Source organism: Pseudomonas fildesensis (assembly GCF_001050345.1).
Lineage (GTDB): Bacteria > Pseudomonadota > Gammaproteobacteria > Pseudomonadales > Pseudomonadaceae > Aquipseudomonas > Aquipseudomonas fildesensis.
The window spans coordinates 29,678-54,801 of record NZ_LFMW01000039.1; the positions used below are offsets into that span (position 1 = coordinate 29,678).

Consider the following 25,124-nt stretch of genomic DNA (forward strand, 5'->3'; position numbering starts at 1 on the left):
CATGTCTGCCATCAATGCCGTTGAAAAAGGCGCCGCCGCTGTTGGCGCCCACCTGGTCCGCGACGTCAGCCTGCCCGCTCTGGTGCTGCACCGCGATGCGCTGGAACACAACATTCGCTGGATGCAGGACTTTGTCAGCAAGAGTGGCGCAGAGCTCGCACCCCACGGCAAAACCAGCATGATGCCGGCGCTGTTCCAGCGTCAGATCAGCGCAGGCGCCTGGGGTATTACCCTGGCCAACGCCGTACAAACCCGCGCGGCCTATGCCGGTGGTGTGCGCCGTGTGCTGATGGCCAACCAACTGGTGGGCGCGCCGAACATGGCGCTGATTGCCGACCTGCTGGCCGACACAGGCTTCGACTTCCATTGCATGGTCGACCACCCGGACAACGTCGCCGACCTGGGGCTGTTCTTCGCCGCCCGTGGCCTGCGCCTGAACGTAATGATCGAATACGGCGTGGTTGGCGGCCGTTGCGGTTGCCGCAGCGAGCAGGAAGTGCGCGACCTCGCCAAAGCGATCAAGGCTCAGCCGGCTTTGGCGCTTACCGGCATTGAAGGCTACGAAGGTGTGATCCACGGCGAGCACGCCGTCAGCGGTATCCGCGACTTCGCCGCCAGCCTGGTGCGCCTGGCAGTGGACCTGCAGAACAACGGTTCCTTCGACCTGCCCAAGCCCATCGTCACGGCGTCGGGTTCGGCCTGGTACGACCTGATCGCCGAGTCCTTCGAAACACAAAATGCCGCCGGCCGTTTCCTCAGTGTGTTGCGCCCTGGCAGCTACGTGGCCCACGACCACGGTATCTACAAAGAGGCGCAATGCTGCGTGCTCGACCGTCGCAGCGACCTCAACGAAGGCCTGCGCCCGGCGCTGGAAGTCTGGGCCCATGTGCAATCGATGCCCGAGCCGGGTTTTGCGGTGATCGCCCTGGGCAAGCGTGACGTGGCCTACGACGCCGGTTTGCCAGTGCCGCTCAAGCGCTATAAGGCCGGTATTTTGCCGGCGGAAGGCGATGACGTGGGCGCTTGCAAGGTCACGGCGGTGATGGACCAGCACGCGTTCATGACCGTGGCGCCGGGTGTTGAGCTGCGCATTGGCGACATCATTTCCTTTGGTACATCGCACCCTTGCCTGACCTTCGACAAGTGGCAAGTCGGGTGCCTGGTGGATGAGCAGTTGCAGGTGATCGAGTCCCTGCATACCTGTTTCTAGACCGCGACGCTCCCATCGCCGGCAAGCCGGCTCCTACATTTGTTATGCGTTTCCCGTAGGAGCTGGCTTGCCGGCGATGGCGCCATCAGCCACACCAGAGACACCTGCCATGACCACCCAACCCCGCATCGCCCTCATCGGCGAATGCATGATCGAACTGCAGCATCGCGCCGACGGCAGCCTGCAACAAAGCTTCGGCGGCGACACCTTGAACGCGGCGGTGTACCTGCGCCGCGAGCTGGGGGACATCGGCACAGTGGACTACGTCACCGCCCTGGGCGATGACAGCTTCAGCGATGCCATGTGCCAACAGTGGAGCGATGAAGGCCTCGGCCTGGGTATGGTTCAACGCCTACCCGGCCGTTTGCCGGGCTTGTACTGCATCCAGACCGATGCCAGCGGCGAACGCAGATTCCTCTATTGGCGCAACGAAGCGGCCGTGCGCGATTGCTTCACCACGCCGGCGGCGGAACCGATTCTGGCGGCGTTGCCGGGCTATGACGTGGTGTATTTCAGCGGCATAACCCTTGCGGTGCTGGGTGAGGTCGGACGTGAGCGCTTGCTGCAAACCCTGATCGAAACCCGTCGGCGTGGTGGCGGGGTGGTGTTCGACAACAACTACCGGCCGCGGCTGTGGGCCAATGTGGACGCTGCCCGTGAGGCTTATCGCAAGGTGCTGGCCGAGGTGGATATCGCCTTGCTGACCGAAGATGACGAGCGTGCGTTGTTTGGTTATGCGGACAGCGAACAGGTGTTTGCGGCGTATCCGACGATTGCAGAAGTGGTGCTCAAGCGTGGCGCAGAGGCGTGTTTGATCCGCTGCGACGGCGAGCGTTTTGCCGTGCCGGCGTTGAACGTCGAGAAGGTGGTGGACACCACGGCGGCGGGGGATTCGTTCAGCGCTGCGTACCTGGCCAGTCGGCTTAAGGGTGAGTCGCCAGAGGCGGCCGCACTGGCCGGTCATCAGTTGGCAAGCCGGGTCATTCAGGTGCCAGGCGCGCTGATTCCCCGAGTGTAAGCCGATCTATTGTGGCGAGCGGGTTTGTTGTGGCAAACCCGCTCGCCACAACAAGCCCGCCAGGCACCTCATAATTGATCGTTCCCACTCCGCGTGGGAACGATCTCTTCAGTCGCGGTAAAACACCTGCACCAGGTGATACCCGAACTTGCTCTTGATCGGCCCATGCACCACCCGCAGTGGTTTCTTGAAAATCACTGCATCAATCACCCCGACCATCTGCCCCGGCCGAACCTCGCCCAGATCACCCCCGCGCTTGCCGGACGGGCAGGTGGAATACTTCTTGGCCAGCACATCGAACGCTTCGCCCTTGGCGATGCGCTGTTTGAGCTGTTCGGCTTCTTCGCTGGTTTTCACCAGGATATGACGGGCTTGGGCTTTCATTGATCTCTACCAGGTGTGCGGCGGCGCGCGATTATGCCTGAACTCATTCGACGACGCTGATCATGCTACGGATTTTGGTGGCCAGCAGGTCGATGGAAAACGGCTTGGCCACCATGTCCATGCCGTCTTCCAGGAACCCTTGGCGTTCGGCGGCTTTCTCGGCGTAACCGGTCATGAACAGCACCTTTAGGCCCGGCCGGTGCTGGCGCGCGATTTCCGCCAATTGCCGGCCGTTCATGCCCGGCAGGCCGACGTCGGTCACCAGCAAGTCCACGCGCAAATCCGACTCCAGCAACGGCAGCGCTCCGCGTGAATCCGCGGCCTGGTGCGCGGTGTAGCCCAACTCGTCGAGCACATTGACCACCAGCATGCGCACCGCCGGGTCGTCCTCGACCACCACCACGGCTTCACCGGCCAGTGCCACTGGGGCTTCGCTCAGCTGCGGCGTTTGGTTGCTTTCCAGGGCCGTGCCATGCAGGCGCGGCAGGTACAGGCGCACGCAGGTGCCTTGGCCCGGTTCGCTCTGGATGGTCACATGCCCGCCAGACTGCTGGGCAAACCCGTAGATCATCGACAGCCCCAGGCCGGTGCCCTGGCCGATGGGTTTGGTGGTGAAAAACGGATCGAACGCCTTGGCGAGGATCTTCGGCGCCATGCCGCTGCCGTTGTCGCTCACGCCGAGCATCACGTAGTCGCCGGCCTTGACCGGTTCGAGGGTGGTGATGTCGGTGCCGTCCAGGTAGCTGTTGGCGGTTTCGATCAACAGTTCGCCGCCGTCGGGCATCGCGTCGCGTGCGTTGATCACCAGGTTGAGCAGGGCGTTTTCCAGCTGGCTGGCGTCGGTGTTCACGGCCCAGATATCGTTGCCCAGTTGCACCTTGAGTGCGATGTGCGCGCCCTTGGTGCGCTGGAACAGATCCTCCAGGGAGGCCACCAACTGGTTGGGGTCGGTGGGGCGACGGTCCAGCGACTGGCGCCGCGAGAACGCCAGCAGGCGGTGGGTGAGGGCGGCAGCGCGGTGCGCGGAGGACACGGCGGCGTCGGTGAAACGGCCGATGTCCTCGCTGCGCCCGGCGGCGATATAGCGCTGCATCAGGTCGAGGCTGCCGATGATCCCGGTGAGCATATTGTTGAAGTCATGGGCGATACCGCCGGTGAGCTGCCCCACCGCTTCCATCTTCTGCGCATGACGCAGCGCATCTTCGGCGCGCTCGCGCTCGACCATCTCGCTTTGCAGGCGCTGGTTCGCCTCGGCCAGCGCCTGGGTGCGCTGCGCCACACGTTCTTCGAGGTTCTCGTTAAGGTGGCGCAGGGCCTGCTCGGTGTGTTTGCGTTCGGTGAGGTCCAGCGCTGCGCCCAGAAAGCGCGCGGGGCGACCGTGGTGATCCTTGTAGCAACGCCCGCGCGCAAACACCCAGCGCACTTCGCCGTCGGCTTGCAGCAAGCGGTATTCCTCGGCGTATTCGGTGCCGTGGGTGATGCAGTGCTTGATGCTGCGCGCTACCGTGCCACGGTCTTCGGGGTGCACGCCTTGCAGGTAATCACTGATGGGCAGCAGGCCTGCGTCGCCGGGGTCGACGCCATGCAGGTAGGCGAAGTGCGCGTCGGCGATAAAGCGGTCTTCACCGATGTCCCAGTCCCAGGTGCCCACCGCGTCGGTGGCGGCCAGGGCCAGTTGCAGGCGTTGTTCGGTGTTGTGCTGGGCCTTGAGGCTGGCTTCGGAGCGCTGTTGCAGTTCGAGGGTTTTGCTGCGGCGCTCGTTGGTCTCGATGGCCGTGACCAGGATGCCGGCGACATCGCCGCTTTCATCACGGATCGGGCTGTAGGTCAGGTCGAGCCAGATTTCAGTGTCGCGATGGTTGCGCTGCAGCACGAAGCGCTGCTCGCTGAACGTGCGCACTTGGCCGCTGAGGACGGCGTCGTAGATAGGCGCGGTGAAGCTTTCCAGCTCCGGCCAGGCTTCGTGCGCCGGTTGACCCAGTGCGTCGGGGTGCTTGTTACCCGCTAGCAGGGCAAAGCCGTCGTTATAGAGTTGAGTGAGTTGGCTGCCCCACAACAGCAGCATCGGCATCGGTGAATGGATGACGATGTCCACGGCTGTACGCAGGCTTTGCGGCCAATCGTTGGCCTCACCGAGCGGGCTTTGCGCCCAGTCCAGCCGCGCAATCAATGCGCCGACTTCGCTACCGGTGGATGTTCCCTTCATAAAAAGCCCTGCGCGTAACGCTTTGAAAAGTGACAAAAGCCGATTATCCCGTGAGTCGGGAACAGCTGACTACCCCTCGGAAAATAGCATGCCTTGGGGCGTTGTCTTCAAATGAGTGTTACAGGGCTGAAACCTTTCATCTTCACGCGAGTTCAGGGCGGTCGCGAAACTGCGCCAGGGCCTCCGGGTTTGCCAGTGCGTCGGTGTTTTTCACCGCTTCGCCGTGTACCACGTTGCGCACCGCCAGTTCGACGATCTTGCCGCTGATGGTGCGCGGGATATCCGTGACTGCGAGGATTTTCGCTGGCACATGGCGCGGTGTGGTGTTGGCACGGATCACCTGGCGGATCTGCTGTTGCAGTGCCTCATCCAATTGGACCCCGTCATTGAGCCGCACAAACAGCACCACGCGCACATCGTCCTGCCAGCGTTGGCCGATGGCGAGGCTTTCCTGCACCTGCGGGACTTTTTCCACCTGGCGATAAATCTCGGCGGTACCGATGCGCACGCCACCGGGGTTGAGCACCGCGTCGGAGCGCCCGTGAATCAACAGGCTGCCGTTGGGCCGCTGCTCGGCGTAATCGCCCTGGGCCCACACGCCGGGAAACAGGTTGAAATACGAGGCGCGCAGCTTTTTCTGGTCCGGGTCATTCCACAGGCCGATGGGCATCGCCGGGAAGTGCCGCGTGCACACCAGCTCGCCTTTTTCACCGACCAGGGGCTGGCCGTTGTCGTCCCACACCTCGATGGCCATCGCCAGGCTCTTGCACTGCATCTCGCCACGCCGCACCGGCAGCACCGGGTTGCCGATCACGAAGCAGGAGACGATATCGGTGCCACCGGACATCGACGACAGGCACAACTCTTCCTTGATCTCGCGGTACACGTAGTCATAGCTCTGCGGCGACAGCGGCGAGCCGGTGGAAATCAGCCCTTTGAGGCTGCTCAGGTTATGAGTCAGGCGCGGTTGCAGCCCGGCTTTTTCCAGGGTGGCGAGGAACTTGGGGCTGGTGCCGAACACGCTGATCTTTTCGGCATCGATCAGGTCGATCAAACGCGCAGGCCCTGGGTGAAACGGCGAGCCGTCATACAGCACAGCCGTGGCGCCGAGAGCCAGCACCGACACCAGCCAGTTCCACATCATCCAGCCGCAGGTGGTGTAGTAGAACAGGCAATCCTCGCGGGACAGGTCGGCGTGCAGGCCGTGTTCCTTGAGGTGCGTGAGGAGCACGCCGCCGGTGCCGTGGATGATGCACTTGGGCACGCCGGTGGTGCCGCTGGAGTAGAGGATATACAGCGGGTGATCGAACGGCACCGCGATGAATTCAGGCTCGCCGCCAGGCTGGTAAAAGTCATTCCACAGCGCAACCCTTGCCTGGGTCTGGTAATCCTCGGCGCTCGCCTGTGGGCGTGCGTAAGGCACGACAATCAGTTGCTCCAGGGACGGCAGGCGTTCGAGGATTTCATTGAGCTTGGCGCTCTGGTCGATGTCCTTGCCGGCGTAGCGATAACCGGCGCAGGTGATCAGCACCTTGGGTTCGATCTGGCCGAAACGGTCGATCACGCCCTGGGTGCCGAAGTCCGGCGATGAACACGACCAGATCGCGCCGAGGCTGGTGGTGGCGAGCATGCCCACCAGGGTTTGCCAAGTGTTGGGCATGCACGCGGCCACCCGGTCGCCCTGGGTTACGCCAATTGCCCGCAGGCTGCGCTGCAGGCCCGCGACATGCTGGGCGAGTTCGGCGTAGCTCAGTTGTTCGCGCTGGCCGTGTTCGCTGATGGCGACCACCGCCGGGTAATCGTCGCGACGGCGCAGCAGGTGTTCGGCAAAGTTCAGGGTGGCGCCGGGGAACCACTGGGCGCTGGGCATTTCGGCGTCTTCGATCAGCACCGCGCTGGGTGGGCTGCGAAATTGCACGTCGAAGAACTCGACAATTGCCCGCCAGAAGTCCGGGCGCTGGTCGATGCTCCATTGGTGCAGGGCCGGGTAGTCGCTGAGCTGCACGCTGTAGCGTTCATTGATAAAGCGTCGGAACTGGTCCATCCGCGTGTTGCGGATGCGTTCGGGGGAGGGTTGCCAGAGGATCTCGGACATGGTGTTGCCTCTACTCGTTCCCACGCTCTGCGTGGGAATGCCTCTCTGGACGCTCTGCGTCCGCTCTTGGGACGCGGAGGGCGGCAACCCCACGCAGAGCGTGGGAGCGATCATCACTGGGCCAGCCAGCCGCCGTCGATGTTCCACGCTGCACCGCGCACCTGGGCGCCGGCCTCGCTGCACAAAAACAATACCAGCTCGCCCAGTTGCGGCGGAGTCACGAACTCCAGCGACGGCTGTTTCTGCGCCAGTAAATCATACTGCGCCTGCTGCGGGTCGATGCCGGTGGCGGCACGATCATCAATCTGCTTCTGCACCAGCGGCGTCAACACCCAGCCCGGGCAGATCGCATTACAGGTGACGTTGCTGGTGGCGGTTTCCAGGCCCACTACTTTGGTCAGGCCGATCACCCCGTGCTTGGCCGCCACATAGGCCGCCTTGCCCACCGAACCGACAAGGCCGTGCACCGAGGCGATATTGACGATGCGTCCCCAGCCCTTGGCCTTCATGCCTGGCAGGCTCAAGCGCGTGCTGTGGAACACCGAGGACAGGTTGATGGCGATGATCGAGTCCCAACGCTCGGCCGGGAAGTCTTCCACCGCCGCCACATGCTGGATGCCGGCGTTGTTGATCAAAATGTCGACGCCGCCGAATTCGCGCTCGGCGTAGGCGATCATGTCGGCGATTTGTGCCGGGTCGCTGACGTCTGCCGGGTGATGCCCGACCTTGCCGCCAAACGCCTGCACCTGGGCGATCACCGCGCTGGCGTCGCCGAAGCCGTTGAGGATCAGGTTGGCGCCGGCCTTGGCCAGGCTCAGCGCTATCCCTAAGCCAATGCCGCTGGTGGAGCCGGTAACCAGGGCAGTCTTGCCGTTCAAAGTCGTCATGAAAACCTCACACAATGCCGGTGGCGTAGTAAGTACCGATCACCACGAACACCGCGAGGGTCTTGATAATCGTAATGCCGAAAATGTCCTTGTAGGCTTCGCGGTGGGTCAGCCCGGTGACCGCCAGCAGGGTGATCACCGCGCCGTTGTGGGGCAGGGTGTCCATGCCGCCGCTGGCCATGGCCGCGACCCGGTGCAGCACTTCAAGGGGAATATTGGCCGCATGGGCCGCCGAAATAAAGCTCTCGGACATCGCCGCCAGGGCGATGCTCATGCCACCGGATGCGGAACCGGTGATCCCGGCCAGCAGGGTCACGGTAATCGCTTCGTTGACCAGCGGGTTGGGGATGCCCTTGAGCCAGTCCGCCAGCACCAGGAAGCCGGGCAACGACGCTATGACCGCACCAAAACCGTATTCAGAGGCGGTGTTCATCGCCGCCAGCAACGCACCGCTGACCGCACTTTTACTGCCTTCGGCGAGTTTGCTGCGAATCGCCGACCAGCCAAATACCAGCACCATGATGATGCCCACCAGCAACGCCGCCTGCACCGCCCAGATCGCGGTGAGCTTGGCGATTTCGGTGGTCACCGGCGCGCTCATGCCCGGCAGGCTGAGGCTGTGGGTCTTGCCGTACCACTGTGGGATCCAGTGGGTGAACAGCAGGTTCATTACACCCACCAGGATCAGCGGCGACAGCGCGACCCACGGGTTGGGCAGGGTCAGGTTCTCGGCGGTTTCCGGCTCGTTGCGCAACTCGGTGCCGTAGCCTTCACCCGCGCGCTGGGCCTTGTTGCGCTGGCGGGCGAGGTAGAGCATGCCGGCGCAGAACACGAAGATCGTGCCGATCAGCCCCAGCCACGGCGCGGCCCAGGCGGTGGTGTTGAAGAAGGTGCTCGGGATGATGTTCTGGATCTGCGGCGTGCCAGGCAGGGCGTCCATGGTGAACGAGAACGCGCCGAGGGCGATGGTCGCCGGGATCAGGCGCTTGGGGATATTGCTCTGGCGGAACATTTCGGCGGCAAACGGGTACACCGCAAACACCACCACAAACAGCGACACGCCGCCGTAGGTGAGCAAGGCGCAGACCAGCACGATTACCAGCATCGCCTGGCGCGTGCCGAGCAAACGGATCGCGGCGGCGACGATGGAGCGCGAGAATCCCGACAGCTCGATCAGCTTGCCGAACACCGCACCGAGCAGGAACACCGGGAAATACAGTTTGATAAAGCCGACCATTTTCTCCATGAACACCCCGGTAAAGGCAGGGGCGACGGCGGACGGGTCGGTGAGAAGGACAGCGCCGAGGGCGGCGATGGGGGCAAACAGGATAACGCTATAGCCACGGTAGGCAGCCAGCATCAGCAGCGCGAGGGCTGCCAGGGCGATGATCACACTCATGGTGTGTCTCCAAATTGGATTGTTATTTTTGTGGTGTGAAGCTGTGGGGAAGGGCTATAGCGAGATGTGTGCCAAGATGTTAACTATTTGAAATATATAGATATTTAACTAACTTAAAATCACGGAGAGCTATTTTGTCTCTAATTTGAGACAAGTGGAGATCCAATGTGGGAGGGGGCTTGCTTCCGATAGCGGCGTGTTAGCCAGTATTTCCGGTACCGGCCCACCGCCATCGGGAGCAAGCCCCCTCCCACATTGGGTTGTCTCTGTATTTGGAGTCGTGTCTCTTTATTGGGACTGATCGAGGCCCAACGCTATCATTTTTTTATATAACGTCGATCTGCCGAGCCCTAACCGTTGCGCAGCCTCCACCACATTCCCTTCACACGCCTTGAGCGCCGCAGTAACCACCTGCCGATCAAACCGCTCCCGTGCCGCGGCAAACGTCTCTCCCTCGATCGTCTCGACCGCCCCACGCTCCACCGGACTGAACGTGCCAATCGCCGCGCGAATCTCCCCGGCATCCAACACCAGGTCATCACTCAACAGCGCCGCGCGTTCCAGCACATTGCGCAGCTCGCGAATATTTCCCGGCCACGCATGGCGCGCGAGCAGTGCCATGGCCTCAGGGTCCAGTTCATGCTGGCTGCGCAGTTCCTCAAGGATTGCCTCGCTCAGCGCTGGAATATCATCCAGTCGGTCACGCAGAGGCGGCACGTGGATCGGCAGCACGTTCAGTCGGTAATACAAGTCCGCGCGAAACTCGCCACGCTTGATCGCCGCCTCCAGGTCCATGGACGTGGCAGCAATCACCCGCACATCGCTGTGCAGCATTTCATTGGAGCCCACCGCTTCGTATTCCTTCTCCTGCAATACCCGCAGCAGTTTGCTTTGCAGCGGCAGGGGCATATCGCCGATTTCGTCGAGGAACAGCGTGCCGCCCTGGGCGATCTGTAATTTGCCGGGGCGGCCCTTGCGGTCGGCGCCGGTAAACGCGCCTGGGGCGGTACCGAAGAACTCGGCTTCCAGCAGGTCGTGGGGAATGGCCGCGCTGTTGATGCTGACAAACGCCTTGTTTGCACGCGGGGAGGCGCCGTGAATCGCTTGGGCGAGCAGTTCCTTGCCGGTGCCGGTTTCGCCCAGCAGCAATACCGGCGACTCGGCACTCGCACTGCGCCGCGCCCGGCGTTTGACTTCGAGGCTCGCGGCGCTGGTGCCGATGAAGTGCGCGAAGTTGTATTTGCTCTGCCGCGAACGCAGCAACGAGCGGGTGGAGGCCAGCTCTTGTTGCATGCTCAGGTAGCGTTCGATCAGTGGCGACAGGTTGCGCAGTTCATCAAACAGCGCAAACCCAATCGCGCCGATCACCACACCGGCATCGTCGTGAATCGGCAGGCGCATCACCACCAGTGGGCCTTTGGGCGTGTCCTGGATGTCGAGCAAAATCGGCAGGTCTGTGCGCACCACCTGGCGCAGCAGGCTGTTGGAGATGACCTTTTCACACGGTTGGCCGATGGCTTCGTCGGCGCTTTTCAGGCCAAAGCGCTTGGCGTAGCGCTCGTTCATCCACACGATGTTCGCGTCACGGTCGACAATCACCGTGCCTTCGCTGGATTGCTCGATGATCTCGAACAGCGACTGGATGGCCAGGCCGCGAACGCGTTGGTAGTCTTTGAGGCTTTCGCTGCTGTTCATGCTCGTGCTGCCAACAAAAGGGTTAATGATCGTTCCCACGCTCTGCGTGGGAATGCCTCCCGTGACGCGCCGCGTCACTTGGCGCAGGGCTCGAGGGCTTGCGCGCCTAGCGGGACGCGGAGCGTCCCTGGCTGTGTTACCACGCAGAGCGTGGGAACAATCTCACAAGGGAATGTGCGCGGCGGCCAGCAGCTCTTTGGTGTAGGCGTGCTGCGGCGCGTCGAAGACTTCGTGGCTCGGCCCGCGCTCCACCACCTTGCCGTCCTTGATCACGATCATGTCGTGGGCCATGGCGCGCACCACGGCCAGGTCATGGCTGATAAACAGGTAGGTCAGGCCGTATTTTTCTTGCAGTTCACGCAGCAACGCCACTACTTGCTTCTGCACCGTGCGGTCTAGGGCGGAGGTGGGTTCATCCAGCAGTATCAGTGCCGGCTTGAGCACCAGCGCGCGGGCGATGGCGATGCGTTGGCGCTGGCCGCCGGAGAATTCATGGGGGTAACGATGGCGGCTGGCGGGGTCGAGGCCGACGTCCTTGAGCACCTGGATCACTTGCGCGTCACGCTCGGCGAGGCTGCACGGCGCGTGCACTTCGAGGCCTTCGCTGATGATCTGCTGCACCGACATGCGCGGGCTGAGGCTGCCGTAAGGGTCCTGGAACACCACCTGCATCTGCTTGCGCCACGGGCGCATCTGCTGGTTGTTAAGCGGGTCGAGGGCTTCACCCTGGAAGCGGATGCTGCCGGTGGAATCGAGCAGGCGCAGGATCGCCTGGCCCAGGGTGGACTTGCCCGAGCCGGACTCGCCGACAATCCCCAGCGTCTTGCCACGCTGCACGCTGAGGCTGATGCCGTCCACGGCGCGCAGGTAGGTCTTGCGCCGAAACAGGCCGCCGCTCAGTGGGAATTGCACGGTCAGGTCGTCCACCTCCAGCACGGTTTCGCGCGGGTCGCTGCACAGCACGTCGCCGGAAGGTTCGGCGTCCAGCAACAGGCAGCTATAGGGGTGTTGTGGCGCGGTGAACAAGGTCTCGCAGTCGGCCTGCTCGACGATCTCCCCGGCGCGCATCACGCACACGCGCTGGGCAATGCTGCGCACCAGGTTGAGGTCGTGGCTGATCAGCAGCAGCGACATGCCCAGGCGTTGTTGCAACGACTTGAGCAGCAGCAGGATCTTGCGCTGCACGGTCACGTCCAGCGCCGTGGTGGGTTCGTCGGCGATCAGCAGTTCCGGCTCGCACGCCAGGGCCATAGCGATCATCACCCGTTGGCGTTGACCACCGGAGAGTTGGTGCGGATAGGCCTTGAGCCGTTCCTGGGGTTTCTGGATGCCCACCAGTTCGAGCAGTTCGAGGATGCGCGCCTGCGCCGCCTTGCCGCCCAGGCCCTTGTGCAGCAGCAGGGTTTCACCGATCTGCTTTTCGATGCTGTGCAAGGGGTTAAGGGACGTCATCGGCTCTTGGAAGATCATGGCGATGCGGTTGCCGCGCAGTTTCTGCAAGGTGGAAGCTGAAGCACCGATCAGTTCCTGGCCTCGGTACTTCACGGAGCCGGTGGTTTCGGTGCCGGCTTCGGGCAGCAGTTGCAGGATCGAATGGGCCGTCACCGACTTGCCCGAGCCGGATTCCCCCACCAGCGCCAGGCACTCGCCGGGGCGTACATCCAGGCACAGGTTACTGACTACCGTCTGGCCGCTGAAGGCGACGCAGAGGTCGCGGATTTCAATCAGGTTCATACGCAGTCACTCATGAACGTGGGTCGAAGGCATCACGTAATGCCTCGCCGATAAAGACCAGTAGCGACAGGATCAGCGCCAAGGTGAAAAACGCCGTCAGGCCCAGCCACGGCGCTTGCAGGTTCTGCTTGCCCTGGCCGATCAATTCACCCAGTGACGCGCTGCCCGCCGGCATGCCAAAGCCGAGGAAATCCAGGGCGCTCAAGGTGGAAATCGCCCCAGTCAAGATAAACGGCAGGTAGCTCAAGGTGGCGGTCATGGCGTTGGGCAAGATGTGCCGGCGAATGATCTTGCCGTCGCCCAAACCCAAAGCCCGCGCCGCCTTGACGTACTCCAGGTTGCGCCCGCGCAGGAACTCGGCGCGCACCACGTCCACCAGGGCCAGCCAGGAAAACAACGCCATGATCCCCAGCAGCCACCAGAAATTGGGTTCGACAAACCCCGACAGGATGATCAGCAGGTACAGCACCGGCAACCCGGACCACACTTCCAGAACGCGCTGGCCGATCAAGTCGACCCAGCCGCCGTAATAACCCTGCAAGGCCCCGGCGGCAATGCCGATGGCGGCGCTGATCGCCGTCAACGCCAACGCAAACAGGATCGACACCCGCGCGCCGAAGATCACCCGCGCCAGCACGTCGCGGGACTGGTCATCGGTGCCCAGCCAGTTCACCGCCGACGGCGGGCTCGGGGCAGGGCGGGTCAGTTCGTAGTTGGGCGTGTCATCGCTGAACGGGATCGGCGGGAACAGCATCCAGCCGCCGTCCTGCTTGATCAGCTTTTGCACGTAGTCACTGCGGTAGTCAGCCTGGAACGGCAGTTGGCCGCCGAACTGCTGCTCGGTGTAGCGCTTGAACACCGGGAAATACAGCTCGCTTTTGTAGCTCATCACCAACGGCTTGTCATTGGCGATCAGCTCGCCGCCCAGGGTCAGGATAAACAGGCCGATAAACAGCCACAGCGACCACCAGCCACGGCGGTTTTTCTTGAACCGCTCGAAACGCCGACGGGCCACGGGAGACAGATTAAGCATCAGGCGTTCCTCGCGGCGAAGTCGATACGCGGGTCCACCAGGGTGTAGCAGAGGTCGCCGATCAGTTTTATCAGCAGGCCGAACAGGGTGAAGATAAACAGCGAGCCGAACACCACCGGGTAGTCGCGCGACACCGCCGCTTCGTAGCTCATGCGGCCCAGGCCATCGAGGGAAAAGATCACTTCGATCAGCAGGGAGCCGGCAAAAAACACGCTGATAAACGCTTGTGGAATCCCCGAGATCACCAGCAGCATCGCGTTGCGGAACACATGGCCGTACAGCACCCGACGTTCGCTCAGGCCCTTGGCGCGGGCGGTGACCACATACTGGCGCGTGATTTCATTGAGGAACGAGTTTTTTGTGAGGATGGTCAGGGTGGCGAACCCACCGATCACCAGCGCCGACACCGGCAATACCAAGTGCCAGAAGTAGTCGGCGATCTTGCCCACGGTGCTCAGCTCTTCGAAATTTTCCGAGACCAGCCCGCGCACCGGGAACCAGTTCAGCGAGGTGCCACCGGCGAAGACCACGATCAGGAACATCGCAAACAGAAACGCTGGCATGGCATATCCGATCACGATGGCGGTGCTGCTCCACACATCAAAGCTGCTGCCATGGCGCACCGCCTTGCGAATCCCCAGCGGGATCGACACCAGGTAGGTGATCAGCGTGGCCCACAGGCCGAGGGAGATGGTGACGGGCATCTTTTCCAGGATCAGGTCGGTCACTGTCGCGCCACGGAAGAAGCTGTTGCCGAAATCCAGCTGGGCGTAGCTCTTGAGCATCAGCCACAAGCGTTCGGGTGCGGGCTTGTCGAAGCCGTACTGTTTTTCGATGTCCTTGATCAGTTTGGGGTCCAGGCCACGGCTGGCCCGTGAGCCGCTGCTGATGCTTTCGCCGGAGGAACCTCCGACACCGCCGCCGCCGATCCCTTGCAAGTGCGCTATGGCTTGCTCGACCGGCCCGCCGGGCGCGGCCTGCACGATCACGAAGTTCACCAGCAGGATGATCACCAAGGTCGGGATTATCAGCAGCAGGCGTCGCACGATATAGGCAAACATCAGCGGGCACCCCCGCGTTTTTTCAGCTCGGCGTTCATTTGTTCATTCGTCAGTGGCGTGGGGCTGATTTCCCACCAGGTTTCCAGGGCTTCATCGTTTTTCGCCTCGATGGCCGGGCGACCGAATCGGTTCCACCACGCGGCGGAGGTGCCGGGCGGGTAGTAATTGGGGATCCACAGGTAATTCCATTGCAGCACGCGGTCCAGGGCGTGGGCGTAGGTGAGCATTTGTGCCTGGGTGTCGGCCTTGACCAGGCCCTTGATCAGGGTATCGACAGCCGGGTCCTTCAGCACCATGTAGTTGTTGGCGCCCGAATCGAAAGCGGCAGCGGAACCGAAGTAGTTGTACAGCTCCATCCCGGGCGAAGTGGTCACCGGGAAACCCGTCACGATCATGTCGTAATCGCGGGTCATCAACCGGTTCACGTACTGGGAGGAATCAATGCGGCGGATATTCAGGGTAATGCCGATCTGCGCCAGGTTGCGTTTGTACGGCAACAACAGGCGCTCAAGGCCGTTCTGGGTATTAAGGAACGTGAACTCCAGCGGCTCGCCCTCGGCGTTGACCAGCTTGTCGCCAGCCGGTTTCCAGCCGGCCTCTTCCAGCAGGGCCAGGGCTTGCAGTTGCTTGTCGCGGATCATGCCGCTGCCATCGGTGACCGGGGCCTTGAAGACCTGGGTGAACACCTCGTCGGGGACTTGCCCGCGCAAGGGTTCTAGAATTTTTAGTTCTGCCTGGGTGGGCAACTCGCTGGCGGCCAGCGGGCTATTGGAAAAGTAGCTCTGCTGGCGGATGTACAGGTTGCGCATCATCTGCCGATTGGCCCATTCGAAATCCCACAGCATCGCCAGCGCCTGGCGCACACGGCGGTCCTTGAAGATCGGGTTTTGCACGTTAAACACATAACCCTGGGCCGGTTGCGGCATGTCCTTGGCCAAATGCGCACGTTGCAGGCGGCCATCGTCCAGGGCCGGGCCGTTGTAGCCGATGGAGTAACCGGTGGCGGAGAATTCGCGGTTGAAGTCGTAGGCACCGCCGCGCAGCACCTGGCGCGCCACTTCGGTGTCGCCGAAATACTCCAGGCTCAGGTGGTCGAAGTTGTACAGGCCACGGCTGACGGGCAAGTCCTTGCCCCACCAATTGGGGTCGCGGGTAAAGGTGATGGTGCTGCCGGAGTCGATCTTGCTGACCTTGTACGGGCCGCTGCCCAGCGGGGCTTCGTAGCCGCCGCCGTTGGCGAAGTCGCGGGTCTTCCACCAGTGCTCGGGGAATACGGGGAGGGTGGCGATATCCAGGGGCAGGGTGCGGTTTTCATTGCTGGAGAAATCGAAGCGCACCTGGCGCTCGCCTTCGACTTCGACGTGTTTCACGTCGGCGAACAGAGTGCGAAAGCGCAGGCTGCCCTGGGTCATCAGCAAATCAAAGCTGTAGCGCACGTCTTCGGCGGTGATGGGTTTGCCATCGGCAAAACGCGCCTTGGGGTTGAGGTAGAAGCGCAGCGACAGACCATCGTCGGCGCGTTCCATCTTTTCGGCGACCAGGCCGTAGACCGTGTAGGACTCGTCCAGCGAGCGCAGGGCTAGGGGCGCGTACAGCCAGCCGTCGACCTGGGACACGCCGATGCCTTTGTCGATATAGGGCAGCACATGATCGAAACGCCCGATTTCGATGGCTGAACGCCGCAAAGTGCCGCCCTTGGGGGCATTGGGGTTGGCGTAGTCGAAATGGCTGAAACCGGCGGGGTACTTGGCCGGTTCGCCGTACACCGTGAGGTAGGTTTGCGGGGCCGCGATCACGGCGCTGCTGGCCAGCAGAAGGGCCAGGGTGAAGCCAAGCAGGGAAGAAAAAGCCAATCGCATTATCAGCCTTGAGCGCCGGGGGACGAAGAATAATAGGGATTTGTACGCTAACGGCTTGAGCATCGCCAGTCGTCACATGCACAACGGCCCACCAAAAGGCGGGCCGTTGTTTATAGCATCAGCACAGACTGGATCAGTCCTGGCGGCTGGTGACTTCCAGCAGGTGATAACCGAACTGGGTTTTCACTGGACCTTGCACGGTGTTGACCGGGGCGCTGAAGACGACGGCGTCGAATTCTTTGACCATCTGGCCTGGACCGAACGAACCCAGGTCACCGCCTTGACGGCTGGAAGGGCAGCTGGAGTTGGCTTTGGCGACTTCAGCGAAATCGGCGCCGCCTTCGATCTGGGTTTTGAGTTCGTTGCACTTGTCTTCGCTTGCAACGAGGATGTGACGGGCGGTGGCTTTGGCCATGGGGAGTAACTCCTTGAATAAAAAGGTGAGCGTACCGGATTCAGGTGGTTATTTGTTGGCAAAGTTCCCTTGGGGTGGTGGTTGGTTGGTGGTTGGTTTGGTACATATCCGTTTCTGCGGTAACGGCTGCTTATGGTTCCGCTCTTACAGCGGGTCACTTTTGTAAAGACACAAAAGTAACCAAAAGGTCTTCGCCCCACCACTCGGCACCTCGCTTAGGCTCGGTGTGCCCGAACGCAGGCTTTGGAGCGTGGGCCGCCGCCATGGGCCATCCCTGGCCCAGGGCGGCTAACCCGGCGTCCTGCCGGGTTGCCCACGCTCCAAAGCCTGCGTTCGGCCAGCGTGGTTTTACGGGGCGTCTGAGATCAAGATCACAAGCAAGATCAACAGATGCTCGCTTCGCATCGCTGATCGTTCCCACGCGGAGCGTGGGAACGATCAGGCGCCCCGTTAAACACGCTGGCCGGAGTGAGGGCATGCCGAGCCTAAGCGAGGCACCGAGTGGTGGGGCAAGAGCCTTTTGCTTACTTTTGGCTGGGCCGGCATTCCGGCTCTTCCAAAAGTGAGTCGCTGTAAGAGCGAAACCCATATCAGCCATCACCCAAGTAACGGATATGTACACGGTCAAACCCCAACAACAGTGGGCACCAAAAACGCCGCCTCCAAAAGCTGCCGCGTATAAGCATGCTGCGGATCAGCAAAAATCGCCGAGGCATCCCCCTGTTCCACCACCTGCCCATGTTTCACCACCATCAACTGGTGACTCAGCGCCTTGACCACCGCCAAATCATGGCTGATAAACAGATAAGTAAGGTTGTACTTGGCCTGCAAACTACGCAACAACTCCACCACCTGCCGCTGCACCGTGCGATCCAGCGCCGAAGTCGGTTCATCCAGCAAAATCAGCCGCGGCTTGAGCACCAGAGCCCGGGCGATGGCGATACGCTGACGCTGGCCACCCGAGAACTCATGCGGATACCGATGCCGCGACTCCGGGTCCAGGCCAACCTCCTTGAGCGCCGCAATAATCGCCGCCTCCTGCTCCGCAGGCGTGCCCATCTTGTGGATGCGCAAACCTTCGCCAACGATCTCGCTGACACACATCCGCGGGCTTAAACTGCCGAACGGGTCCTGGAACACCACCTGCATTTCCCGGCGTAACGGGCGCACTTGTTGCTGGGTCAGCTTGTCCAGTTGCTGGCCTTCGAAGCGAATTCCGCCTTTGCTGGCGATCAAGCGCAAAATCGCCAGGCCCAGGGTCGACTTGCCCGAGCCGCTTTCGCCGACGATGCCCAGGGTCTGGCCCTGGGGCAGGCTGAAATTGATGCCGTCCACCGCCTTGACGTAATCCACGGTGTTGCGCAAAAAGCCTTTCTTGATCGCAAACCAGACCCTAAGGTCATCGACCACCAGCAACGGCGGCCCGATCGCGTTGTTGGCGGGCCCGCCGCTGGGCTCGGCGGCCAGCAGTTCCTGGGTGTAAGGGTGTTGCGGCGACTGGAACAGGGTCTCGCAGTCAGCTTGTTCAACGATGCAACCCTGCTGCATCACGCACACGCGATGGGCAATACGGCGCACCAGGTTCAGATCATGGCTGATCAGCAGCAACGCCATGCCCAGCCGCGCCTGCAGCTCCTTGAGCAGCTCCAGGATTTTCAATTGCACGGTGACGTCGAGGGCCGTGGTCGGCTCATCCGCGATCAACAGTTCCGGCTCGTTGGCCAGCGCCATGGCGATCATCACCCGCTGGCGCTGGCCGCCGGACAGTTCGTGAGGCAGCGCCTTGAGGCGCTTGTGCGGTTCGGGGATGCCCACCAGTTCGAGCAATTCCAGGGTGCGCCGGGTGGCGACCTTGCCGGTCAGGCCCTTGTGCAGGCCGAGCACTTCGTTGATCTGCTTCTCAATGTTGTGCAGCGGGTTCAACGAGGTCATCGGCTCCTGGAAGATCATCGCAATACGGTTGCCGCGAATATGCCGCAGGGTTTTTTCCTTGAGGGTCAGCAGGTCCTGGCCGGAATACTCGATGGTGCCGGACGGGTGCCGGGCCAACGGGTAGGGCAGCAGGCGCAGGATCGAGTGGGCAGTCACCGATTTTCCGGAGCCGCTTTCGCCGACCAAGGCGATGGTTTCGCCGCGCTTGATATCGAAGCTGACGTTGTTCACCACACGGTGGTGATGGTCGCCTGTGACGAACTCGACGGAGAGGTCGCGGATTTCGATCAGATTGTCCTGATTCATCTCATTTCCTCGGGTCGAAGGCATCGCGAGCGGACTCGCCGATAAACACCAGCAAACTCAACATCACCGCGAGCACGGCAAACGCGCTCATGCCCAGCCACGGCGCCTGCAGGTTGGATTTGCCCTGGGCCACCAGTTCACCAAGGGAAGGCGAGCCGGCCGGGAGGCCAAAGCCGAGAAAGTCCAGGGCGGTGAGGGTGCCGATGGCGCCGGTGAGGATGAAGGGCATGAAGGTCATGGTCGAGACCATGGCATTGGGCAGGATATGCCGGAACATGATCGCGCCGTTCTGCATGCCCAAGGCACGCGCCGCGCGCACGTATTCAAGGTTGCGCCCACGCAGGAACTCGGCGCGCACCACGTCAACCAGGCTCATCCACGAGAACAACAGCATGATCCCCAGTAGCCACCAGAAGTTTGGTTGCACAAAACTGGCGAGGATGATCAACAGGTACAGCACCGGCAAACCGGACCAGATTTCCAGGAAGCGTTGCCCGGCCAGGTCGACCCAGCCGCCGTAGAAACCCTGCAAGGCACCGGCAATCACGCCGATGATCGAGCTGAGCACGGTCAGGGTCAGGGCAAACAGCACCGACACACGGAACCCGTAGATCACCCGCGCCAGTACATCGCGGCCCTGGTCATCGGTGCCCAGCAGGTTGACCGAAGACGGCGGGCCGGGTGCAGGCACTTTGAGGTCGTAGTTGATGCTCTGGTAACTGAACGGGATCGGCGCCCATAGCGTCCACGCGTCCTTGGCCTTGAGCAGCTCCTGGATGTAGGGGCTTTTGTAATTGGCCTCCAGCGGGAATTCGCCGCCAAAGGTGGTCTCGGGGTAGCGATTGAGGGCCGGGAAATACCAGTCGCCGTCGTAGTGCACGGCCAGCGGCTTGTCGTTGGCAATCAACTCCGCGCCCAGGCTCAGGCCGAACAGGATCAGGAACAGCCACAGCGACCACCAGCCACGCTTGTTGGCCTTGAATCGCTCGAACCGGCGGCGATTGAGGGGGGACAAGTTCATCTCAGTGCTCCCGGCTGGCGAAGTCGATACGCGGATCGACCAGGGTATAGGTGAGGTCGCCGATCAGTTTCACCACCAGCCCCAGCAGGGTGAAGATAAACAGTGTGCCGAACACCACCGGGTAGTCGCGGTTGATCGCGGCTTCAAAGCTCATCAGGCCGAGGCCGTCGAGGGAAAAGATCACTTCCACCAGCAAGGACCCAGTGAAGAAAATCCCGATGAACGCCGACGGGAACCCGGCGATCACCAGCAGCATGGCGTTACGAAATACATGGCCGTAGAGCACGCGGTGGTTGGTCAGGCCCTTGGCCTTGGCGGTGACCACGTACTGTTTGTTGATCTCATCGAGAAAGCTGTTTTTGGTCAGCAGGGTCATGGTCGCGAAGTTACCGATCACCAGCGCGGTGATCGGTAAGGCCAGGTGCCAGAAGTAATCGAGGACCTTGCCGCCCCAGCTCAATTCGTCAAAGTTGTTGGACGTGAGGCCGCGTAACGGAAACCAGTCGAAGTAGCTGCCGCCGGCAAACACCACGATCAGCAGGATCGCAAACAGGAACGCCGGGATCGCGTAGCCGACGATAATCGCCGAGCTGGTCCACACGTCGAAATGACTGCCGTGGCGCGTGGCCTTGGCGATCCCCAGGGGAATCGACACCAGGTACATGATCAACGTGCTCCATAACCCGAGGGAAATGGACACCGGCATCTTTTCCTTGATCAGGTCGATGACCTTGGCGTCACGGAAGAAGCTGTCACCAAAATCCAGGCTGGCGTAGTTCTTGACCATGATCCACAAGCGTTCCGGCGCCGACTTGTCGAAGCCGTACATCTTTTCGATTTCCTTGATCAGCGCCGGGTCCAGGCCCTGGGCACCACGGTAGCTGGAGCCGGCCACCGCGACTTCGGCACCACCACCGGCAATGCGGCTGGTGGCGCCTTCAAAGCCTTCGAGCTTGGCGATCATCTGTTCCACCGGGCCACCGGGGGCGGCCTGGATGATGATGAAGTTGATCAGCAGTATCCCGAACAGCGTGGGGATGATCAGCAACAGGCGGCGAACAATATAGGCCAGCATTTAATCGCCTCCGCTCGCCGGATCGGCGCTTTGAGTGGTGTCCAGGGTAACCGCCGGTTTGACGTCGGGTTTGGCCCACCAAGTGGCGATGCCGACGTCGTAGCGTGGCGGGACCTTGGGGTGGCCAAGGTGGTCCCAGTACGCCACGCGGTAGGTCTTGATGTGCCAGTTCGGGATCACGTAGTAGCCAAACTGCAGCACGCGGTCGAGGGCCCTGGCATGGGCGACCAGGCTCGTACGCGAGTTGGCGTCGATCAGTTCTTCCACCAGTTGGTCGACGGCCGGGTCCTTGAGCCCCATGTAGTTGCGGCTGCCGGACTTGTCGGCGCTGGAGGACTTCCAGAATTCGCGCTGCTCGTTACCCGGCGAGGTGGATTGCGGAAAGCTGCCCACCAGCATGTCGAAATCCCGCGAACGAATACGGTTGACGAACTGGGAGACGTCGACCCGGCGAATCACCAGGTCGATGCCCAGGTCGGCCAGGTTGCGCTTGAACGGCAGCAGGATGCGTTCGAACTCGGTCTGCGCCAGCAGGAACTCGATGCTCACCGGTTTGCCGGTGGTGTCGACCATCTTGTCGTCGACGATGCGCCAGCCGGCTTCCTGCAATAGCTGGTAGGCCTCGCGCTGTTGGGTGCGGATCATGCCGCTGCCATCGGTTTTGGCTGGCTCGAAGGCCTGGGTGAAAACTTCGGCCGGGATCTTGTCGCGCAGGGGTTCGAGGATCGCCAGTTCGTCCGGGCCGGGCAGGCCGGTGGCGGCCATTTCCGAGTTTTCAAAGTAACTGCGGGTGCGGCTGTAGGCACCGTTGAACAGCTGCTTGTTACTCCATTCGAAATCGAACAACAGGCTGATGGCCTTGCGCACGCGCACGTCCTGGAACATCGGCTTGCGGGTGTTGAACACAAAGCCCTGCATCCCCGTGGGGTTGCCGTTGGGGATTTCTTCCTTGATCAACCGACCCTCTGTCACCGCCGGAACGTTGTACGCATTGGCCCAGTTCTTGGCACTGAACTCCAGCCAATAGTCGAACTGCCCGGCCTTCAACGCTTCCAGGGACACGGTGCTGTCGCGGTAGTAGTCAGTGATGCGGTTATCAAAGTTGTAGAAACCCTTGGTGACTGCCAGGTCCTTGGCCCAGTAGTCCTTGACCCGCTCATAGCGAATCATGCGTCCGGCCTTGACCTCGGCCACCTTGTACGGCCCGCTGCCCAGCGGTATTTCAAGGTTGCCCTTGGCAAAGTCGCGGGTTGCCCACCAATGCTTGGGCAATACCGGGAGTTGCCCGAGGATCAGCGGCAATTCGCGGTTATTGGTGCGCTTGAACTTGAACAGTACCCGCAGCGGGTCTTCGGCCACCACTTCGTCGATGTCGGCGTAGTAGGTGCGGTAGAGCGGTGAGCCTTCCTTCATCAGAGTCTCGAAGGAGAACACCACGTCTTCGGCGCGGATCGGGTGGCCATCGTGGAAACGTGCTTCGGGGCGCAGGTAGAAGCGCACCCAGCTGTTGTCCGGGGCCTTTTCGATCTTGCCGGCGACCAGGCCGTATTCGGTGATGGGTTCATCCAGGCTTTGCATCGCCAGGGTGTCGTAGATCAGGCTGATGTTGTCCGCTGGCACGCCTTTGCTGATGAAGGAGTTGAGGCTGTCGAACCCGCCCATGGCCGATTCACGGAACGTGCCGCCCTTGGGTGCGTCCGGGTTGACGTAGTCAAAATGCTTGAAGTTGGCGGGGTACTTGGGCGGCTCGTTGTAGAGGGTCAGCGCATGTTGTGGGGCGGCATTGACCGCGGAGCACAGCAACAGGCTGCTCAGCAATGCAGTACGCAAAGACATCATTGGGCTTTCTCCGAAGCTTTCAGCCACCACGCGCTCAGGCCCAGGCTGTAGGGCGGCGTGGTGACAAAGGCGAACCGGTTGCGGTACGCCAAGCGATGATAGTTGAGGTACCAGTTGGGAATGCTGTAGTGCTGCCACAGCAGCACCCGGTCAAGGGCGCGGCCAGCGGCCAGTTGTTCTTCGCGGGTTTTGGCCGCCAGCAGTTGTTCCAGCAGGTGGTCGACGATGGGGTTGGCGATGCCTGCATAGTTCTTGCTGCCCTTGATCGCCGCCTGGCTGGAGTGGAAGTACTGCCACTGTTCAAGGCCGGGGCTGAGGGTCTGGCCGAGGGTGATCAGGATCATGTCGAAGTCGAACTGATCGAGGCGCTGCTTGTATTGCGCGCGGTCGACGGTGCGCAGGCGCGCGTCGATGCCGATGCTGATCAGGTTCTCGACATAGGGCTGCAGGATGCGCTCCAGGTTCGGGTTGACCAGCAGGATTTCGAAGCGCAGCGGTTGCCCGTCCTTGTTGAGCAGGCGTTGGCCTGACAACTTCCAGCCGGCTTCACCGAGCAGGGCCAGTGCGCGCCGCATCGTCTCGCGGGGGATGCCGCGCCCGTCGGTCTGGGGCAGGCTGAACGGTTGGGTAAACAGGTTGGCCGGCAGTTGGTCGCGGTAAGGGGAGAGCATCAGCCATTCGTGGCCGACCGGGACACCGGTGGCGGCGAATTCGCTGTTGGGGTAATAGCTCAACGTGCGTTTATACGCGCTGCTGAACAGGCTGCGGTTGGTCCATTCAAAGTCGAACATCAGCCCCAGTGCTTCGCGCACCCTGGTCTGGCTGAAGGTCGCGCGCCGCGTGTTCATGAACAGGCCCTGGCTTTGGGTCGGGATCTGGTGGGCGATCTGCGCCTTGATCACGTCGCCTCGGTTGACTGCCGGAAAGTTGTAGCCGTTCGCCCAGTTCTTGGCTTGGTGTTCGATATAGATATCAAACTCGCCGGCCTTGAAGGCTTCGAAGGCGACGTCGCTGTCGCGGTAGAACTCCACCTCGACCTTGTTGTAGTTGTAAAATCCCTGGTTGACCGGCAGGTCCTTGCCCCAGTAATCCTTGACGCGTTCGAACACCAGTTGCCGGCCCGGGGTAACCTTGCTGATGCGGTACGGCCCGCTGCCCAGCGGCGGTTCGAACGTGGTCGCCTTGAAGTCGCGGTTTTTCCAGTAGTGCTGGGGCAGCACCGGCAGTTCGCCGAGGCGCAGGATCAGCAACGGGTTGCCGGCGCGTTTGAACACAAAGCGGATACGATGGCGGTTGAGGATGTCGACCCGCGCCACTTCCTGCAGGTTGGTGCGGTACTGCGGGTGGCCTTCGGTCAGCAGCGTGCGATAGGAAAATGCCACGTCATAGGCGGTGATCGCCTTGCCATCGTGAAAGCGGGCTTGCGGTCGCAGGTTGAACACCACCCAACTGCGGTCCTCGCTGTACTCCACCGACTGCGCGATCAGCCCATAGCTGGAGGTGGGTTCATCGCCGGACGGCGCGTACTGGCCGGTGCCGACCATCAAAGGCTCGTTCAGCTCGTTGACGCCGTATTGCAGGAAATTAGGGGTGGAGACCGGGCTTGAGCCCTTGAAAGTGTAGGGGTTCAGCGTGTCAAACGTGCCAAATGCCATGACCCGCAAGGTCCCGCCTTTCGGCGCTGCGGGGTTTACCCAATCGAAGTGGGTGAATTTGACCGGGTACTTGAGTGTGCCGAACTGCGTGTAACCGTGGCTCTCGGTAATCGTCGCGTTCGCAGCAAAGCTCAAGGCCAGACTTATTAGTAGCAGGAGGGGACGCTTCAAGTCAGAGATCCGATCCGGGCGGCTTGGGCTTTATGATCGGTACAGTAACAGCTTGTTCCGGTTGGAAAAAGCCGGTTGAGATGATGTAGAACCAATGTGGGAGGGGGCTTGCCCCCGATGGCTGTTTAT

Annotated in this window: 18 protein-coding genes; 2 read left to right on the plus strand and 16 right to left on the minus strand. The window is 61.8% G+C overall.

Annotation, left to right across the window (positions count from 1 at the left end; translation table 11 throughout):
- The first annotated feature begins 1 nt into the window (after position 1).
- Both ACR52_RS27435 and ACR52_RS27440 read left to right on the plus strand, forming a co-directional pair.
- Positions 2-1,210 carry an amino acid deaminase gene (locus ACR52_RS27435; RefSeq protein ID WP_048731336.1) on the plus strand — a complete coding sequence of 403 codons (1,209 nt, stop codon included), beginning with the start codon at positions 2-4 and terminating at the stop codon, positions 1,208-1,210.
- Positions 1,211-1,319: 109 nt separating this feature from the next.
- A complete protein-coding gene (locus ACR52_RS27440; protein WP_048731339.1) occupies positions 1,320-2,228 on the plus strand; it encodes a sugar kinase in 909 nt (302 codons plus the stop codon).
- 108 nt (positions 2,229-2,336) lie between these two features.
- Here the strand turns inward: ACR52_RS27440 and ACR52_RS27445 are convergent, their stop codons facing one another.
- From ACR52_RS27445 to ACR52_RS27520, 16 genes are all read right to left on the minus strand, one after another.
- Positions 2,337-2,612: a peptidylprolyl isomerase gene (locus ACR52_RS27445; RefSeq protein ID WP_007898282.1), complete on the minus strand. Its 276-nt coding sequence runs from the start codon at positions 2,610-2,612 to the stop codon at positions 2,337-2,339.
- 43 nt (positions 2,613-2,655) lie between these two features.
- The gene (locus tag ACR52_RS27450) at positions 2,656-4,818 is read right to left on the minus strand and encodes a hybrid sensor histidine kinase/response regulator (RefSeq protein ID WP_048731343.1); all 2,163 of its coding nucleotides are present in this window, start codon (positions 4,816-4,818) and stop codon (positions 2,656-2,658) included.
- 142 nt (positions 4,819-4,960) lie between these two features.
- A complete protein-coding gene (locus ACR52_RS27455; protein WP_048731345.1) occupies positions 4,961-6,913 on the minus strand; it encodes an acetoacetate--CoA ligase in 1,953 nt (650 codons plus the stop codon).
- 113 nt (positions 6,914-7,026) lie between these two features.
- Positions 7,027-7,800, minus strand: coding sequence for a 3-hydroxybutyrate dehydrogenase (locus ACR52_RS27460; protein WP_048731347.1), 774 nt, complete (start codon positions 7,798-7,800; stop codon positions 7,027-7,029).
- A 7-nt stretch (positions 7,801-7,807) separates the two neighbouring features.
- Entirely contained in the window at positions 7,808-9,199 is a 1,392-nt protein-coding gene (locus ACR52_RS27465; RefSeq protein ID WP_048731349.1) for a GntP family permease, read from the minus strand.
- A 288-nt stretch (positions 9,200-9,487) separates the two neighbouring features.
- On the minus strand, positions 9,488-10,894 hold the full coding sequence (locus tag ACR52_RS27470; RefSeq protein ID WP_048731351.1) for a sigma-54 interaction domain-containing protein: 1,407 nt from the start codon (positions 10,892-10,894) through the stop codon (positions 9,488-9,490).
- 162 nt (positions 10,895-11,056) lie between these two features.
- Positions 11,057-12,628, minus strand: coding sequence for an ABC transporter ATP-binding protein (locus ACR52_RS27475; protein ID WP_048731353.1), 1,572 nt, complete (start codon positions 12,626-12,628; stop codon positions 11,057-11,059).
- 10 nt (positions 12,629-12,638) lie between these two features.
- On the minus strand, positions 12,639-13,661 hold the full coding sequence (locus ACR52_RS27480; RefSeq protein WP_048731354.1) for an ABC transporter permease: 1,023 nt from the start codon (positions 13,659-13,661) through the stop codon (positions 12,639-12,641).
- Entirely contained in the window at positions 13,661-14,722 is a 1,062-nt protein-coding gene (locus ACR52_RS27485) for a microcin C ABC transporter permease YejB (RefSeq protein WP_048731356.1), read from the minus strand. The genes ACR52_RS27480 and ACR52_RS27485 overlap by 1 nt, the downstream gene beginning before the upstream one ends.
- Entirely contained in the window at positions 14,722-16,581 is a 1,860-nt protein-coding gene (locus ACR52_RS27490; RefSeq protein WP_048731358.1) for an extracellular solute-binding protein, read from the minus strand. Before ACR52_RS27490 ends, ACR52_RS27485 begins: the two co-directional genes overlap by 1 nt.
- 133 nt (positions 16,582-16,714) lie before the next feature.
- Positions 16,715-16,996: a peptidylprolyl isomerase gene (locus tag ACR52_RS27495; protein ID WP_048731361.1), complete on the minus strand. Its 282-nt coding sequence runs from the start codon at positions 16,994-16,996 to the stop codon at positions 16,715-16,717.
- Between the two features lie 624 nt (positions 16,997-17,620).
- The gene (locus tag ACR52_RS27500; protein WP_048731363.1) at positions 17,621-19,234 is read right to left on the minus strand and encodes an ABC transporter ATP-binding protein; all 1,614 of its coding nucleotides are present in this window, start codon (positions 19,232-19,234) and stop codon (positions 17,621-17,623) included.
- A 1-nt stretch (position 19,235) separates the two neighbouring features.
- A complete protein-coding gene (locus tag ACR52_RS27505) occupies positions 19,236-20,255 on the minus strand; it encodes an ABC transporter permease (protein ID WP_048731364.1) in 1,020 nt (339 codons plus the stop codon).
- Position 20,256: 1 nt separating this feature from the next.
- Positions 20,257-21,330 (minus strand): microcin C ABC transporter permease YejB, encoded by a 1,074-nt coding sequence (locus ACR52_RS27510; protein WP_048731366.1) that lies wholly within the window; start codon positions 21,328-21,330, stop codon positions 20,257-20,259.
- Positions 21,331-23,169 (minus strand): extracellular solute-binding protein, encoded by a 1,839-nt coding sequence (locus ACR52_RS27515; RefSeq protein ID WP_048731367.1) that lies wholly within the window; start codon positions 23,167-23,169, stop codon positions 21,331-21,333. It abuts the gene before it with no gap.
- Entirely contained in the window at positions 23,166-24,995 is a 1,830-nt protein-coding gene (locus ACR52_RS27520) for an extracellular solute-binding protein (RefSeq protein WP_048731368.1), read from the minus strand. The genes ACR52_RS27515 and ACR52_RS27520 overlap by 4 nt, the downstream gene beginning before the upstream one ends.
- Positions 24,996-25,124: the final 129 nt, after the last annotated feature.

What these genes read in the sequence shown, in the direction of transcription:
- ACR52_RS27490 (WP_048731358.1), bottom strand. Translation starts at nt 16,581, where the DNA reads ATGCGATTGGCTTTTTCTTCCCTGCTTGGCTTCACCCTGGCCCTTCTG.
- ACR52_RS27505 (WP_048731364.1), bottom strand. Translation starts at nt 20,255, where the DNA reads ATGAACTTGTCCCCCCTCAATCGCCGCCGGTTCGAGCGATTCAAGGCC.
- ACR52_RS27515 (WP_048731367.1), bottom strand. Translation starts at nt 23,169, where the DNA reads ATGATGTCTTTGCGTACTGCATTGCTGAGCAGCCTGTTGCTGTGCTCC.
- ACR52_RS27495 (WP_048731361.1), bottom strand. Translation starts at nt 16,996, where the DNA reads ATGGCCAAAGCCACCGCCCGTCACATCCTCGTTGCAAGCGAAGACAAG.
- ACR52_RS27465 (WP_048731349.1), bottom strand. Translation starts at nt 9,199, where the DNA reads ATGAGTGTGATCATCGCCCTGGCAGCCCTCGCGCTGCTGATGCTGGCT.
- ACR52_RS27475 (WP_048731353.1), bottom strand. Translation starts at nt 12,628, where the DNA reads ATGAACCTGATTGAAATCCGCGACCTCTGCGTCGCCTTCAGCGGCCAG.
- ACR52_RS27435 (WP_048731336.1), top strand. Translation starts at nt 2, where the DNA reads ATGTCTGCCATCAATGCCGTTGAAAAAGGCGCCGCCGCTGTTGGCGCC.
- ACR52_RS27460 (WP_048731347.1), bottom strand. Translation starts at nt 7,800, where the DNA reads ATGACGACTTTGAACGGCAAGACTGCCCTGGTTACCGGCTCCACCAGC.
- ACR52_RS27450 (WP_048731343.1), bottom strand. Translation starts at nt 4,818, where the DNA reads ATGAAGGGAACATCCACCGGTAGCGAAGTCGGCGCATTGATTGCGCGG.
- ACR52_RS27500 (WP_048731363.1), bottom strand. Translation starts at nt 19,234, where the DNA reads ATGAATCAGGACAATCTGATCGAAATCCGCGACCTCTCCGTCGAGTTC.
- ACR52_RS27455 (WP_048731345.1), bottom strand. Translation starts at nt 6,913, where the DNA reads ATGTCCGAGATCCTCTGGCAACCCTCCCCCGAACGCATCCGCAACACG.
- ACR52_RS27480 (WP_048731354.1), bottom strand. Translation starts at nt 13,661, where the DNA reads ATGCTTAATCTGTCTCCCGTGGCCCGTCGGCGTTTCGAGCGGTTCAAG.
- ACR52_RS27510 (WP_048731366.1), bottom strand. Translation starts at nt 21,330, where the DNA reads ATGCTGGCCTATATTGTTCGCCGCCTGTTGCTGATCATCCCCACGCTG.
- ACR52_RS27485 (WP_048731356.1), bottom strand. Translation starts at nt 14,722, where the DNA reads ATGTTTGCCTATATCGTGCGACGCCTGCTGCTGATAATCCCGACCTTG.
- ACR52_RS27470 (WP_048731351.1), bottom strand. Translation starts at nt 10,894, where the DNA reads ATGAACAGCAGCGAAAGCCTCAAAGACTACCAACGCGTTCGCGGCCTG.
- ACR52_RS27440 (WP_048731339.1), top strand. Translation starts at nt 1,320, where the DNA reads ATGACCACCCAACCCCGCATCGCCCTCATCGGCGAATGCATGATCGAA.
- ACR52_RS27445 (WP_007898282.1), bottom strand. Translation starts at nt 2,612, where the DNA reads ATGAAAGCCCAAGCCCGTCATATCCTGGTGAAAACCAGCGAAGAAGCC.